Raw genomic sequence first — 14,164 nt, forward strand, 5'->3', positions numbered from 1 at the left:
GGTGCCGGGTCGTTCGTCGTGCAAGGGCTACTCGGACTCGGCCGGCTCGACGTCCGCAGGCTTGTCGTCACGAGTTCGGTTGCGGGTGGCGACGAAGTACGCCGTGGCCAGCAGGAACAGGACGATCGACGTCCAGACGTTGAGCCGGAACGGTCCCAGGTGGTTGACCTCGTCGATGCGCAGCTGCTCGATCCAGAAGCGGCCCGCGGTGTAAAGCATGACGTACAGCGCGAACGCCCGCCCGCCCGTGAGCTTGAGCTTGCGGTCGATCGCGATCAGCAGGGCAGCGGCGCCGAGGTTCCAGAGCAGCTCATACAGGAACGTCGGATGGAAGGTCGCGAACTGGGTGTAGCCATCGGGGCGGTTGGCGGCGTCGATCTCGAGCCCCCACGGCTTCGTGGTGGGCTTGCCGAACAGCTCCTGGTTGAAGTAGTTGCCGATGCGGCCGATCGCCTGCGCCACGAGCAGGCCGGGCGCCAGGGCGTCGGCGACCGACGAGAACGAGACTCCGTAGCGGCGGCAGGCGATGACTGCGCCGACCGCGCCGCCGGCGATGGCTCCCCAGATGCCGAGACCGCCGTTCCAGATCTTGAACACGTCGATGGCACTGCGGCCGTCGCCGAAGTAGAGCTCGGGGTCGGTGATCACGTGATAGATGCGGGCACCCACGATGCCGAACGGGATCGCCCAGATCGCGACGTCGCTGATCAGGCCCTCGCGGCCCCCACGCGCCGTGAAGCGCTTCTCACCGATCCAGATCGCGACCATGGCGCCGATGATGATCCCCAGGGCGTACGCGCGCAGCGGCAGCGGGCCGAGGTGCCACACGCCGTCGGACGGACTCGGGATGAAGGTAGCCACCGTGTGCACGTTCAGTTCCTTTCGACGCCGGCGCGCAGATCGCGGGCGAGGGTACGGATCGCGTCGAGTCCGGCGGACTCGTCGGGTGCGTCCAGCAGACAGCGTACGAGGGCGGACCCGACGATCACGGCGTCGGCGAACTCCGCGACCTCACGAGCCTGCGCCCGGTTGCTGACACCGATGCCGACACCGATCGGCTTGTCGGTCACCTTGCGCGTGCGCGCCACCAGCTCGGGAGCCAGGGTGCTGGTCTGCTCGCGCGCACCGGTGACACCCATGACAGCTGCGGCGTAGATGAAGCCGCTGGAGGCTTCGGCGGTCATCGCGAGCCGCTCGTCGGTCGACGACGGGGCGACGAGGAAGATACGGTCGAGGCTGTGCTCGGCCGACGCGTCCATCCACTCTCCCGCCTCGTCGGGCGTCAGGTCCGGCGTGATGAGACCCGATCCGCCCACAGCGGCCAGATCGGCGGCGAACCGATCGACGCCGTAGCGCTCCACCGGGTTCCAGTAGGTCATGACCACGGTCGGTGCACCCGTCGCGACGCACGCACCGACGACGTCCAGGACGTCTGCGGGGCGCGTTCCCGCGGTGAGCGCCTGACCGGCGGCCGCCTGGATGACGGGGCCGTCCATCACCGGGTCGCTGTAGGGCAATCCGATCTCGACGAGGTCGACGCCTGCCTCGACCATCGCCTCGATCGCGGCGATCGACGCGGCCTTCGACGGGAAGCCCGCAGGCAGGTAGCCGACGAGGGCGGCACGGTTCTCGGCACGGGTGCGCTCGAACAGCGCGGCGATCTGGCTCATGAGAGCAGCCCGAAGTACTGCGCCGCGGTGTGGACGTCCTTGTCGCCGCGGCCCGAGAGGTTGACCAGGATCGTGGAGTCGGGGCCGAGCTCCTTGGCCACCTCCAGGGCACCGGCCAGCGCGTGCGCCGACTCGATCGCCGGGATGATGCCCTCGGTCTTGCAGAGCAGGTCGAACGCCGACATCGCCTGCGCATCGGTCGCCGGTCGGTAGTCGGCCCGCCCGATGGAGGCGAGATAGGAGTGTTCCGGACCGACGCCGGGATAGTCCAGTCCGGCCGAGATCGAGTGCGACTCGATCGTCTGACCGTCCTCGTCCTGCAGCAGGTAGGACCGCGCGCCGTGCAGGACGCCGACGTCGCCGCCGGTGATGGTCGCGGCATGGCGGCCGGTCTCGACACCGTCACCGCCCGCTTCGACGCCGACCAGCCGTACGTCGCTGTCGTCGATGAACGCGGTGAACAGACCGATCGCGTTGGACCCGCCACCGACGCACGCGACTGCTGCGTCAGGGAGCTTGCCGGTCAGCTCGAGCACCTGGGCACGCGCCTCGTCGCCGATGCCGCGCGTCAGGTCACGCACCATGCTCGGGAAGGGGTGCGGACCGGCAGCGGTGCCGAACAGGTAGGACGTGGTGTCGACGCTGGCGACCCAGTCACGCAGGGCCTCGTTGATCGCGTCCTTGAGCGTGCGGCTGCCACTGGTCACCGAGATGACTTCGGCGCCGAGCATCTGCATGCGTGCGACGTTGAGCGCCTGGCGTTCGGTGTCGACCTCGCCCATGTAGACGGTGCACTCGAGATCGAGGTAGGCGCACGCCGTCGCCGACGCAACTCCATGCTGTCCCGCGCCCGTCTCGGCGATCGCCCGAGGCTTGCCGATGCGCTTGGCCAGCAGCGCCTGGCCGATCACGTTGCGGATCTTGTGGGCACCGGTGTGGTTGAGGTCCTCGCGCTTGAGCAGGATGCGGGCGCCGGCTGCCTCGGAGAACCGGTGAGCCTCATAGAGCGGGCTCGGGATGTTGGCGTACTCGCGCAGCATCCGGTTGAGCTCGTTCATGAACGTCGGGTCGGCCTTGGCGTCCTCCCAGGCCGCGGAGAGCTCGTCGAGGGGGGCGATCAGGGCTTCGGGCATGAATCGCCCGCCGAAGCGGCCGAAATGCCCGCTGGCGTCGGGTTGTGCATATGAGGTCATGGATGTGCTTTCGGGGAGCAGGGGTCAGGACTCGAGTAAATTCGGCTAACCCTCACCAGCGGTGCTGCAGGGCGGGATGGGCTCCCGCGGCGACGAGATCGGCGACGCTGGCGCGCGGATCGTCGTCTCGGACCAGTGTCTCGCCGACGAGCACGACGTGCGCTCCACACTTGGCGTACTCGATGACGTCGTGCGGACCACGTACGCCGGACTCGGCCACCTTGACGACGTTGTCGGGGATGCGTGGCGAGAGGCGCTCGAACGTACGCATGTCGATCTCGAGCGTCTTGAGGTTGCGGGCGTTGACACCGATCAATGTGGCACCCGCGTCGACCGCACGGTCAACCTCTTCCTCGTCGTGCACCTCGACCAAAGCGGTCAGGCCGATCGACGTGGCGCGTTCGATCAGGCTCTCCAGCACGGTCTGCTCGAGCGCGGCCACGATGAGCAGCGCCATGTCGGCGCCGGCGGCGCGGGCCTCCCACAGCTGGTAGGACGTGGTGATGAAGTCCTTGCGGAGCACCGGGATGTCAACGGTGCCGCGTACGGCGCGCAGGTCGTCGAGCGTGCCACCGAAGCGACGCTGCTCGGTGAGGACGCTGATCGCGGCGGCTCCACCAGCGGCGTAGTCGGCGGCGAGCGCGGCAGGATCCTTGATCGTGGCGAGCGTGCCCTTGCTGGGGCTCGAGCGCTTGACCTCGGCGATCACGGAGACGCCGTCGCCGCGGAACGCCGGCATGGGGTCGAGTGCGGGATGCTGGCGGGACGCCAGGACCTTGAGGTCGTCGAGCGAGGTCTGCTCCATACGTTGTTGGAGGTCCTCAGCTGCGCCGGCGAGGATGTCATCGAGCACCGACATGGAACCTCCCCTTCGACCGTTGGCGTTCGTATTTCAAGAGTAGACCCGTACGAGCGTGCGCCCGCCAATGACCCCCTGCTCCCCCCGGCGTCGCTATGCTCGCCGCCATGACGTCGAACGAGCCACCTCCGCAGGACCCGTACAACTCGACAAGCGGCCTGCCGTCGTACGGCTCGGTCCCGCCTCCTCCCGAGGGCGGTTATCCACCGCCACCGCCCGGTGCTGGAATGCCCGCGCCGGGCAATTACGGCATGCCGCCACAGCAGAACAAGAAGGCCATGTGGTCGATGATCCTGGGCATCATCTCGCCACTGTGCTGCGGCATCATCCTCGGTCCGGTCGCGATCATCCTGTCGCGCCAGGCCAAGACCGAGATCTCCTACTCGCGCGGCCAGCAGACCGGCGAGGGCATGGCGACCGCGGGACTTGTGCTCGGGATCATCGGCACGATCGTCTGGACGCTGATGACAATCGCCCGCATCGCGACGTACGCCTGATCCGCTCGAGCGGGTTCTCGACAGGATGACAATCACTATGCTCACGGCATGACGACGAGCGACGACCAGAATCCGAGCACGAACGGTCTGCCGAGCTACGGATCGATGCCACCTCCCCCACCGTCAGGGTCCATCCCGCCACCGCCTGCACCCGGCAACCCTGCGCCTGTCCCGGGCGCGTCCGGCTTCCAGGCCTCCGATGCCATCGGCTACGGCTGGAAGAAGTTCCAGGACAACGTGGGCCGGATCCTGCTGGCGATCCTCGCGCTCATCGTGTTCACGGTCGTCGTCGAGCTCATCGCCGGAGTGATCACCGGCAGCGGCTTCGACGAGGACGCCAACGACTTCTCCATCGGTGGTTCACTGTTTCGGATCATCACGCTCTCAGGTGGGTTCATCGCCTCCGCGTTCGTCATTCGCGGCGCGCTCGACATCACCGAGGGCAGGAAGTTCGACATCGCCTCGGCGATCAAGCAGCTCAACATCGTCAACGTGCTGCTGACATCGCTGCTCGTTGCCGTGATCACCTCGATCGGATACGCCCTGCTGTGGATCCCGGGGATCATTGCCCAGTTCCTCCTGCTGTTCGCGGTCTACTTCGCCGTCGACAAGGGGACCAACGCCATCGACTCCGTGAAGTCGAGCTTCACCCTCGTGAAGGACAACATCGGTGCGACGATCATGCTGATCCTTCTCTCGATCGTCGTGGCGATCGCAGGACTCATCGCCTTGTGCATCGGCCTGCTCGTCGCTCTGCCGGTGATTGCCATCGCCTGGGCATACGCCTACAAGACGCTGCTCGGGGAGCCGGTAGCCGCGTGACCGCTGACCCGGGGCTGCCGCCGGATTCCGCTGGCGGTGACGCCCAACGGGTCAACCGCAAGGCGGTCTACAGCGTGGTGTGCGGCTTCGCTGCGTTCGGCGTGCTCTGGGCGTTCCCGTTCGGGGCCTTCGTGCTGGGCGTGCCCGCCGTGACTGCGGGTGTGCATGCACGCCGCGAGATCGCGCTGGGTCACGGGAGCGAGCGCGGCGACACCCTCGCGGTCGCCGGGATCACCGCCGGCGCGACGACCATCGCGCTGATGGTGATCTCGGTGCTGCTGCCCTAAGGCATCAACCAGGAGCCGAACGGCAGGTTGCGCACGACGCCGAAGACCGCGAACGCCCCGATCACGACCAGGCCCATCCTGGTCGTCAGCACGATCATCGGACCGCCGTGACCCCGCAGCCGCCGGATCACCCACAGGACCCACGCGACTGCGAGGACTCCGACCAGGACGACGGCCAGGACGTTGCTGCTCAGAGCGCCGACGAAGTCGCCGCGGGTGAGGTTGTTGATCGCGCGCAGGCCGCCGCAGCCCGGACACGGCTTGCCGGTGAGCTCGAGGAACGGGCAGAAGCCGTACGACCCGGACTCGTGCGGGTCGTGGAAGTGCAGGAGGGCGAACGCCCCCACGCCGACGGCGCCGGCGATGGCCGGGTCACGCAGCGACGCGCGCTGCGCGACCGGAGCCATCGGCGGGCTCATTTCTTGATGACGACCGAGCCGGCGATCATGTCATGCCAGGTCTGCTTCTTGGCGTCCCAGAGCGGCCACAAGTAGTCGAGGAAGCACAGGCCGCCGAGGATCGCGGACATCAGCCAGCGCAGGAACGCCTTGCCGGCACCGAGGAACTGACCCGTGTCGTCACGGACGACCTGGATGCCAACCATTGACTTGCCGACGGTCTGTCCTTTGCGACCCTGGCGAAACACCACATTCCAGATCTGGAACGCGAAGATCGCCACGTACCCGAGGATCATGACGACGATGCCGACCGGCTCGACGCCGGTGGTGGTGTTGGTGATCGGATCGGTTTCGGCGTCCTTGAACGCCAGAACAACACCCACGCCGATCGGGATGACGCCGATGGCGAATCCGATGATGCCGTCGAGGAGGTAGGCGCCCACGCGGGACCACCAGCCGGCGTACTCGCCCCACGGCGAGCCCTGCGGCGGCGGTGCACCATAGGGCTGCTGCGGTGGCGGCTGGTAGCCGGGAGGCGGCGGAGGCTGGTAACCCGGCGGCGGAGCCTGGTAGCCGGGTGGCGGAGGCTGGTAGCCCGGCGGCGGGGGCTGGTAACCCGGCGGCGTGGGCGGCTGCTCGGGACCTGGGTAACTCGGGTACTCCGGTGGCTGGGTCATGAGGTCACCCTTCTCGCTGGGACGTGACGAATCGTGTGCGAGCTAGTGGTGCTCTGCGGCGCGGTCGACTCCGTAGCCGGCCGCTGCCATTGCCTTGCCCACCAGTGCCGAGAGCAGCGTGATGGCGCAGCCGATGATGAAGAGCACCCAGTTGGGGTCAGGGATCAACGCGACTCCGCCGATGGTGATGCCGGCAAGGCACAACAGGACGGCGGTCCAGGCGGCGGGCGATGATCCGTGCATGTCGGGATTCTCCTCGTGGGTCGTGATCTTGGCTCAGACTACTGGGTCGGGTCGCGGCCTTCGTCCAACGCCTTCCACATGTCGTTGTCGTCGTGCTCTGCCTGCGCACCGGGACGTACGGGAGGTGCGTCGTAGCGACTCCCCATGGTCGGCCACACCGCGGCGAACCGGGTCGTCACGGCACCCAGCACGGCGGCCAGCACGAACGCCGCGATCGCGACCCACGACCAGGCGGTACGGGTCGTGTCGCCCGGGAGGTTGCCGCCCGTGAACGACGGTGACTTCTCAACGGCGGCCTTGAGCGTGTCGTCCACCGCGCCGCTCGCGAACACGATGAACGACAACGCCACCAGCGCCACGATCACGGTCAGGACGCCGACGACCCGGCGGACGCGTCGGGACGCCGCCAGGACCGCCAGTGCGGAGGCGACGATCACCAGCGAGAGCGCGGAAGCCAACGGGTGCGCGTCGGAGCCGGTGGCCGTGACCTTCTCGCTCGAAAGCCCCTCGGCGACGACAGTGCCGCGCACCCAGGTGCGCCCCAGCGCGAAGAACGCGAGACCGCCGGCGGCCAGCGTGCCGAGCACGACCGGGGCATAGAGGCGGCGCGGAGTCACAACAGCTGGTCCGCGTCGAAGCAGGTGCGATCACCGGTGTGGCACGCAGGCCCGGTCTGATCGACGATGACCAAGATGGTGTCGCCGTCGCAGTCGAGGCGGACCTCGCGTACGGACTGGGTGTTGCCGGAGGTCTCGCCCTTGACCCAGTAGTCCTGACGGCTGCGGCTCCAGTAGGTCCCGCGACCCGTCGTCAGGGTGCGATGCAATGCCTCGTCATCCATCCAGCCGACCATGAGCACGTCACGGCTCTCGGCATCCTGGACGACGGCGGGCACAAGGCCATCAGCATCGCGCTTGAGGCGCGAGGCGATGGCCGGATCGAGGGAGCTCACGGAGTCCAGTCTGTCAGGCGGGTTCGACAACTGTGTGCGAGGCGAGCGACGCCTGCGCGATCCAGCTGCTGTGCAGTCGTGCGTAGACGCCGCCGGCCGTGACGAGCTGGGCGTGGGTGCCGTCCTCCACGAGCTTGCCGGCATCGAACACGAGCACACGATCGGCGTTCTCAGCGGTGGACAGGCGGTGGGCGATCGTGACGCTGGTCCGGCCGTCGAGCAGCCTGTCGAGCGCGCGTGTGGCCCGCAGCTCGGTCTGCGGGTCGACCGCGCTGGTGGCCTCGTCGAGGACGATGAACTCGGGATCGGCGAGCGCCGAACGTACGAGGGCGACCAGCTGACGCTCACCGGCAGACAACGACTCGCCGCGCTGTCCGACCTCGCTGTCGAGCCCGCGTGGGAGGGTCGCGAACCAGTCGGCGAGACCGAGGCCGTAGATGACGTCGGTGAGCTCGACGTCGGTGGCGTCCTGCTTGCCATAGAGCAGGTTGGCGCGCAGCGTGGCGTCGAACAGGAAGCCCTCCTGCGGCACCATCAGGATGTGCTGGCGGAGCTCCTCGAACGACACCGTGCTGATGTCGCGCCACTCCCCCGGCAGTCCGAGTTTGACGGTGCCCGCGGTCGGGTCCATGAGCCGGGTGAGCAGCTTGGCGAATGTCGTCTTGCCCGAGCCCGTCTCGCCGACCACGGCTACCCGCTGCTGCGGCTGGATCGTGACGTCGATGCCCTTGAGGACGTCGGGACCGTCCGGGTAGGCGAAGGTCACCGTGTCGAAGTGTGCTCCAAGTGTGCCTGCGGGCAGCGCGACACCGGTGTTGCCGGGATCGACGACGTCGGCCGGGGTGTCGAGCAGCTCGATGACCCGCCGCCACGACGCGATCGCGTTTTGCGCGTCGGTCAGCACCTGCGTCGCCATCTGCACCGGGCCGACCAGCAGCCCCACGAGGAACGCGAACGCGATGACGGTACCGATCGACAGGTCGCCGCGTACGCCGAGGATCACGCCGAACGCGATGACTCCGGCATTGGCGAGTCCTCCCGCCACGCCCGCAGAGGCGAACGTGACGGCGACAAGACGCTGCGCCCTGACGTTGGCGTCGAGGTTGCCGGTGATTCCGGCGTCGACCCGCTCCTGCGTACGACGCTCGATCGCGTAGGCACGGACGACCGATGCGCCGACGACAGGTTCGGCGATGACGGCCAGCATCTCGCCGACGGTGCGACGGACGATGTCATAGGCACGGCTGAGCCGGTCGGCGAACCACTTGAGGCTGATGAACAGCGGCAAGAAGGTCACCAGCACGACGATCGTGAGCTGCCAGGAGTAGTAAGCCATGATCGCGGTGGCGACCACGATCTGACCGACGCTGATGACGAGCATGATCCCGGTGAACTGCAGGAACTGCGAGATCTGGTCGATGTCGGAGGTCACGCGCGACACCAGCACGCCGCGCCGCTCGGCGTTCTGCGTCAGCATCGACAGGTCGTGCACGTGACGGAACGCATCGACGCGCATCTGCGCCAGACCGGTCTCACTGGCGACGAACAGGCGTACGCGCATCCAGTAGGCGATCAGGCCGGTGGCGATGATCAGGGCTGCTGCACCGCCGAGATAGCCCGCGACGTCGCTCAGCTTGGTCTCGCCACCGTCGCCCAGCCCGGAGTCGACCGTGACCTGGATCAGGATGGGCACGACCGACCCGCCGATCGTGCTGAGGATCGCAAGGAGCATCGTCAGCCCGAGGCCGTCCTTGATCGCCGGCGACAACGACAGTCCGCGGCGGACGATGGCGATGCCGGTCAGGCGGTCGGCCCCGTCGGTGATGTCGCTCATGACAGCGCCTCCCTCGCGAGGTCGTAGGCGTTGACGAGGTTGCGGTAGTCGGCCGAGCGCGCGATCAGCTCGTCATGGCTGCCGCGGTCGGCGATCACGCCGTCGTCGAGAAACACCACCTCGTCTGCGAGGGCAATCGTGGCTTTGCGGTAGGCGACCACCAGCACGGTGGGACCGTCCTCGTCGGAGGTGTGTGCGGCGAGCGCCTTGAGGATGCGCTGCTCGACCTCCGGGTCGACGGCGCTGGTCGCGTCGTCCATCACGAGCAGCCGCGGCCGGCGTACGAGGGCGCGTGCCAAGGACAGCCGCTGACGCTGCCCACCCGACAGGGTGGTGCCTCGCTCGCCGAGCTCGCTGTCGAGCCCGCGCGGGAGCGCCGAGACGAAGCCGTCGGCCTGGACGGTACGCAGCGCCGCCCAGACGTCCTCGTCGGGGTGGTCGCCGCCGAGCGTGACGTTGGATCGGACGCTGTCGTCGAACAGGAACGTGCCCTGCGGCACGACCGCGATGGCACGCGCCAGCTCGTCGTGGGTGAGGTCGCGGATGTCGACGTCGTCGACCAGGATCGCGCCGGCTTGAGGGTCGACGAGACGCGTCAGCAACGACGTGAGCGTGCTCTTGCCGCTCCCGGTCGCACCGACGACGGCCACGACCTTGCCGGGCGCAACGTCGAGGTCGATGCCCTTCAGGACATCGCGGTCGGCATCGGCGAATCGGAATGACACGTCGTTGACATGGAGCGTCACGGGCCCGGAGCCGGGCAGCGACGCGTCGCCGTAGGTCATCGAGCCCTGCTCGTCGAGCACCGACTCGACACGATTCCAGCCGACGACGCTGCGCGGGAGCTCTCCGAGCACCCAGCCGATGGCGCGTACGGGGAAAGCCACGACCGTGAAGAGGTAGGCGACCGACACGACGTCACCGGGCTCGGCGGCGCCACTGGCCACCCGTCCGACGCCGAGGATGATGACGAGGAGGATGCCGAAGCTCGGGAGTGCCTCGAGCAACGGGTCGAACATGCTGCGGATGCGGCCGGCCTCGATGTTGGCGTCGCGCAGGTCTTCGGTGACCTGCTGGAACCGCGCGGTCTCGTCGTTCTCACGGCCGAGCGACTTCACGACCAGCGCGCCGTCGAACGACTCGTGCGCCACGGAGCTGACCGCTCCGCGCAGCGACTGGGCGTGGGCGACCTTGGGCGACAGCCAGCGCTGGTAGTAGACGTTGATGACGAACAGCAGCGGGAACACCACCAGCCCCACGAGCGTGAGCACCACGTCGGCGGCGAGCATCGCGACGATCGCGGCAACCAGCATCGCGATGACACCGATCGCCATGGGCAGCGGCATGAACACCGCCCACGCGGCCTCGACGTCGGCGTTGGCGTTGGAGAGCAGCTGCCCCGTGGGGTGGCGGTGGTGCCACGACATCGGCAGGGCGAGGTACTTGCGGGTGACCTTGCGCCGGTAGGAGGCGATGAGGCGGTAGTAGACAATGCCGCCGATCAGCCGGCGGCCGATGACGCCGAGGGCTCGCAGGATGGCCACCGCCATGAACAGCGCGATCGCGGCGAACAGTGCACCTTCGGCGACGTCACCGCGGTCGAACGACGGCCGGATGACGTGGTCGGTCGCCCAACCGAGGACCCAGGCGTCGGCGACCGTCATGGCCCCGAAGATCAGGGAGCCGACGACCGAGATCGAGAAGAGCAGCTTCTCGTCGCGGATGCCCCGGCCGAGCAGGCTGACGCCCCGACGGGTGATGCGGCTGTGGTCGTCGGTTCCGAGATCGGTGTCTGGTGTGTCGGTCGTGCTATCGGACACTGTGGCCTGCTGCTCGCAACGTGTCTTTCACCTGTCTGATGGTCAGCTCGCCGAAATGGAACACACTCGCGGCAAGGACGGCGTCAGCGCCGGCATCGATGGCCTGCGGGAAGTGCTCCAGCCGGCCGGCGCCACCACTCGCAATGAGTGGCACTTGTGTAACGCCACGGACGGCCCGAATCATTTCCAGGTCGAAGCCATTCTTGGTGCCGTCGGCGTCCATCGAGTTGAGCAGGATCTCGCCGGCACCCATCTCGGACGCCGTGCGGGCCCATTCCACCGCATCAAGGCCGGCCGACGTACGGCCGCCGTGCGTCGTGACCTCGAAGCCGCTCGGTTGCTGGGTGCTGCGGCGAGCGTCGACGCTCAGCACGAGCACCTGGTTGCCGAAGCGCTGCGCGATCTCGGCCACCACGTCGGGTCGTGCGATGGCAGCGGTGTTGATCGCCACCTTGTCGGCGCCGGAGCGCAGCAGGCGGTCGACGTCGTCGGCCGTGCGTACGCCGCCCCCGACGGTCAGCGGGATGAACACCTCGTCGGCGGTGCGGCCCACCACGTCGTAGGTCGTCGACCGGCTGTCGGACGATGCGGTGATGTCGAGGAAGGTCAGCTCGTCGGCGCCCTCGGTGTCGTAGACCTTGGCCATCTCCACGGGGTCACCCGCGTCACGCAGGTCGACGAAGTTGACGCCCTTGACCACCCTGCCGTTGTCGACGTCGAGACACGGGATGACGCGTACGGCAAGACTCACCCGTCGAGCGTATCTGCCCAGGCCGACGGGTTTTCACTACGCTCTATCCATGTTGACTGGATGGAACGCGAAACACACCCTTGCCGCGATCGCGATGCTTCTGGTCTTTGGCCTGGTCCTGGCGTTCGTCCTCAATCGCAATGGCGACGACGACACCCCCGAGGCCACCCCCACGCCGACCACCCCGACAACCACCACGGCGACCACAGACGCACCCGCTCCTGGGACAGAAGAGCCATTCGTGGTTGCACCCGGCCGGGTCGGTGCCGCAAAGGTCGGCATGACGATCTCCGAGGCCGCCTCGACGGGCCTCTTCAACACCAATGTCGACCACGGTGCAGATGACTGTCGCGGCGTCGCTCCTCTGGAGTGGAAGCCGCCCGCCGGTGCGGGCCTCGACGTGTTCGTGAACGACTCCGTCACGATCGTCACGATCGTCTCGATCGGCATCAGCAAGGACGGCCCCAGGACAGCCAAGGGCATCGGCGTCGGCAGCACCCTCGCCGAGGTGCGGAGCGCCTACGCGGACCTGACGCCCCTCGAGGAAGCAGGCTTCGGCCAGTCCGGCAACTACGTCGTCGACGGCGACCGCTACCTCGGCTTCCTGTTCAACGAGAACGAGTCAGACGCGAGCGACTCCTCGAAGGTGGTCTTCATGGAGGTCACCAAAGGTCACAAGCCCGAGCTGATCCGGGACGGTTGCTGATGCGCCGCTCTTTGGCGGGGGCCGCTGCACTGATCCTGCTCCTTGCTGGGTGTGGCAACTCCGACGGGCCGTCGACCTCCCCGACCACGCCCGCACCGACCTCAACGACGATGACCGCGGTGCCCGACCCGGCCGACCTCGTTGTACGTCCCGGCAGAATCGGAGGCGTCGCGGTGGGCATCAGCCAGGCTGCCGCCGTAGACACCGGGATGTTCGACGCAGATGTCGACGGCGTCGAGGGTTGCACGTTCCAGCTGCAGTGGAAGAAGCAGTACGTCGGGCTCGACGTACTGACCGACGAGGACGGCAACATCACCTCGCTCGGTGTCACCGAGGGTGGGCCCAAGACCTCGGCAGATGTCGGCGTCGGCAGCACGCTTGCCGAGATACAGGCGGCCTACCCCGACGCCACGAACCCTGCAGAGCTCGGCTTCGGCCAGGCCGGCGTGATCCAGACACTCGGCGACGACCACATCGGCTTCCTGTTCGGCGACACCACGGTCGCGTCGGTCAAGCCGGTCTCGAAGGTGACGTTCATGGAGGTCACCTCCGGTGATTCACCGCAGCTCATGCGGAGTGGTTGCTGACGTGGCAGAGACGTTCCTGTGCGACTACTGCCGCGCTGCCATCGATCCTGGTCTGGACTCCTCCCTCCTTGTCGGGGTGCACCGACGTGTCGATGCAGACGAATGGGGCGACCCTCCCAGCGAGGTGGTGTCGGGCAAGGAGATCGCCTTCCGCTACTGCAGCCAGCAGCACGCCGGTCTGCACCTCGAACGCATTCCGCTCCCCGTCTTCTCCAGGACCGAGGATGACGTGACGACCGAAGAGGCAGTGTGGGCCGTGGTGGTCATCGGTGTCGTGGCCGCTGTGGGCGCACTCGCGGTGTATGGCGGCGTCCAGTTCTGGCAAGAAGTGGCCAGCGGCTGGTTCTAGTCGAGGTCTCGGGTCGTACGACGGGTCTCGGCAATGTTGTCCGCGATGTCCTTGATCCGTGATGCGGCGTTGTCACGCGTCGACCGATAGACCAGCCACGACCACAGGATCGGGATCACCGGCCAGATCGCCCACCAAGGAGCTCCGGCGAGACTCGTCGCCAACCAGATCGCAATGGACGAGACCGTCAGGAACAGGAAGCGGTTGCGGGCGTTGCGGAGCTCGCGGCCATACTTCACGACGGCCTTGGGCTGGATGTCCAGCGCCACCGGGTTCGGCGTGAAGTCGTCCGCCGATGCGACGAGGTCGGCGATCAGCTCGTGGACCTCGCCGAGCGTCCCGATGCTGAGCGCGACGCCGAGGCGATTGTCGTACTCCGTCAGGGTCAGCCGGCCATCGGCGAACGCATCGCGGAGCACCGAGCCGGCGATGTCGCGGTCGGCGTCCGTGGCCTTGAGTGTCGGCGACGTGCGCGGGTCGGCCGAGAACGTCACCCAGAGGTCATCCGACGCCGTCATC

At 67.7% G+C, this 14,164-nt stretch carries 19 protein-coding genes; 6 read left to right on the forward strand and 13 right to left on the reverse strand.

The features are described from left to right. Nucleotides 1–27: 27 nt before the first annotated feature. Genes lgt through trpC form a run of 4 tightly spaced genes read right to left on the reverse strand, consistent with a single transcriptional unit; the run spans nt 28 to nt 3,722 of the window. Nucleotides 28–861 carry a prolipoprotein diacylglyceryl transferase gene (lgt, locus tag ABD683_RS17615; protein ID WP_344771374.1) on the reverse strand — a complete coding sequence of 278 codons (834 nt, stop codon included), beginning with the start codon at nt 859–861 and terminating at the stop codon, nt 28–30. Between the two features lie 11 nt (nt 862–872). After that, a complete protein-coding gene (gene trpA / locus ABD683_RS17620) occupies nt 873–1,670 on the reverse strand; it encodes a tryptophan synthase subunit alpha (protein WP_344771375.1) in 798 nt (265 codons plus the stop codon). Beyond that, nucleotides 1,667–2,863, reverse strand: a complete 1,197-nt coding sequence (gene trpB, locus ABD683_RS17625) for a tryptophan synthase subunit beta (protein WP_344771376.1) — start codon at nt 2,861–2,863, stop codon at nt 1,667–1,669. The genes trpA and trpB overlap by 4 nt, the downstream gene beginning before the upstream one ends. 52 nt (nt 2,864–2,915) lie before the next feature. Further along, the gene (gene trpC, locus ABD683_RS17630) at nt 2,916–3,722 is read right to left on the reverse strand and encodes an indole-3-glycerol phosphate synthase TrpC (RefSeq protein ID WP_344771377.1); all 807 of its coding nucleotides are present in this window, start codon (nt 3,720–3,722) and stop codon (nt 2,916–2,918) included. A gap of 107 nt (nt 3,723–3,829) precedes the next feature. Here trpC and ABD683_RS17635 point away from each other — a divergent pair, with 107 nt between their 5' ends. Genes ABD683_RS17635 through ABD683_RS17645 form a run of 3 tightly spaced genes read left to right on the forward strand, consistent with a single transcriptional unit; the run spans nt 3,830 to nt 5,328 of the window. Further along, entirely contained in the window at nt 3,830–4,219 is a 390-nt protein-coding gene (locus ABD683_RS17635; RefSeq protein WP_344771378.1) for a DUF4190 domain-containing protein, read from the forward strand. A gap of 48 nt (nt 4,220–4,267) precedes the next feature. Continuing rightward, entirely contained in the window at nt 4,268–5,041 is a 774-nt protein-coding gene (locus ABD683_RS17640; protein ID WP_344771379.1) for a hypothetical protein, read from the forward strand. Continuing rightward, nucleotides 5,038–5,328, forward strand: coding sequence for a DUF4190 domain-containing protein (locus ABD683_RS17645; protein WP_344771380.1), 291 nt, complete (start codon nt 5,038–5,040; stop codon nt 5,326–5,328). Before ABD683_RS17640 ends, ABD683_RS17645 begins: the two co-directional genes overlap by 4 nt. On the opposite strand, the gene ABD683_RS17650 is transcribed toward ABD683_RS17645, so the two are convergent. The 8 genes from ABD683_RS17650 to hisF are packed head-to-tail and all read right to left on the reverse strand — an operon-like array spanning nt 5,325 to nt 12,003. Next, the gene (locus ABD683_RS17650; protein ID WP_344771381.1) at nt 5,325–5,735 is read right to left on the reverse strand and encodes a DUF2752 domain-containing protein; all 411 of its coding nucleotides are present in this window, start codon (nt 5,733–5,735) and stop codon (nt 5,325–5,327) included. The two genes, ABD683_RS17645 and ABD683_RS17650, sit on opposite strands and share 4 nt — an antisense overlap. Nucleotides 5,736–5,743: 8 nt before the next feature. Next, complete coding sequence (locus ABD683_RS17655) at nt 5,744–6,403, reverse strand: RDD family protein (RefSeq protein ID WP_344771382.1); 660 nt, start codon at nt 6,401–6,403, stop codon at nt 5,744–5,746. Nucleotides 6,404–6,445: 42 nt separating this feature from the next. Then, nucleotides 6,446–6,646 carry an HGxxPAAW family protein gene (locus ABD683_RS17660; protein ID WP_344771383.1) on the reverse strand — a complete coding sequence of 67 codons (201 nt, stop codon included), beginning with the start codon at nt 6,644–6,646 and terminating at the stop codon, nt 6,446–6,448. 38 nt (nt 6,647–6,684) lie between these two features. Then, nucleotides 6,685–7,263, reverse strand: a complete 579-nt coding sequence (locus tag ABD683_RS17665; protein WP_344771384.1) for a Trp biosynthesis-associated membrane protein — start codon at nt 7,261–7,263, stop codon at nt 6,685–6,687. Further along, entirely contained in the window at nt 7,260–7,598 is a 339-nt protein-coding gene (gene hisI / locus ABD683_RS17670) for a phosphoribosyl-AMP cyclohydrolase (RefSeq protein ID WP_344771385.1), read from the reverse strand. Before hisI ends, ABD683_RS17665 begins: the two co-directional genes overlap by 4 nt. A 13-nt stretch (nt 7,599–7,611) precedes the next feature. Further along, nucleotides 7,612–9,432, reverse strand: a complete 1,821-nt coding sequence (locus ABD683_RS17675; protein ID WP_344771386.1) for an ABC transporter ATP-binding protein — start codon at nt 9,430–9,432, stop codon at nt 7,612–7,614. After that, the gene (locus ABD683_RS17680) at nt 9,429–11,252 is read right to left on the reverse strand and encodes an ABC transporter ATP-binding protein (RefSeq protein WP_344771387.1); all 1,824 of its coding nucleotides are present in this window, start codon (nt 11,250–11,252) and stop codon (nt 9,429–9,431) included. The genes ABD683_RS17675 and ABD683_RS17680 overlap by 4 nt, the downstream gene beginning before the upstream one ends. Then, the gene (hisF, locus tag ABD683_RS17685; RefSeq protein ID WP_344771388.1) at nt 11,242–12,003 is read right to left on the reverse strand and encodes an imidazole glycerol phosphate synthase subunit HisF; all 762 of its coding nucleotides are present in this window, start codon (nt 12,001–12,003) and stop codon (nt 11,242–11,244) included. The genes ABD683_RS17680 and hisF overlap by 11 nt, the downstream gene beginning before the upstream one ends. 49 nt (nt 12,004–12,052) lie before the next feature. Between hisF and ABD683_RS17690 the strand changes: the two genes are divergently transcribed. From ABD683_RS17690 to ABD683_RS17700, 3 genes are read left to right on the forward strand one after another with little or no spacing between them, the layout of a single operon-like run. Next, complete coding sequence (locus tag ABD683_RS17690; RefSeq protein WP_344771390.1) at nt 12,053–12,709, forward strand: hypothetical protein; 657 nt, start codon at nt 12,053–12,055, stop codon at nt 12,707–12,709. After that, the gene (locus tag ABD683_RS17695; RefSeq protein ID WP_344771392.1) at nt 12,709–13,296 is read left to right on the forward strand and encodes a hypothetical protein; all 588 of its coding nucleotides are present in this window, start codon (nt 12,709–12,711) and stop codon (nt 13,294–13,296) included. Before ABD683_RS17690 ends, ABD683_RS17695 begins: the two co-directional genes overlap by 1 nt. Nucleotide 13,297: 1 nt before the next feature. Further along, nucleotides 13,298–13,645 (forward strand): hypothetical protein, encoded by a 348-nt coding sequence (locus ABD683_RS17700; protein WP_344771393.1) that lies wholly within the window; start codon nt 13,298–13,300, stop codon nt 13,643–13,645. On the opposite strand, the gene ABD683_RS17705 is transcribed toward ABD683_RS17700, so the two are convergent. Continuing rightward, nucleotides 13,642–14,163: a DUF1707 SHOCT-like domain-containing protein gene (locus tag ABD683_RS17705; protein WP_344771394.1), complete on the reverse strand. Its 522-nt coding sequence runs from the start codon at nt 14,161–14,163 to the stop codon at nt 13,642–13,644. The two genes, ABD683_RS17700 and ABD683_RS17705, sit on opposite strands and share 4 nt — an antisense overlap. Between the last annotated feature and the right edge of the window lies 1 nt (nt 14,164).

The organism is Aeromicrobium panaciterrae (assembly GCF_039537165.1).
GTDB classification, from domain to species: Bacteria; Actinomycetota; Actinomycetes; order Propionibacteriales; family Nocardioidaceae; genus Aeromicrobium; species Aeromicrobium panaciterrae.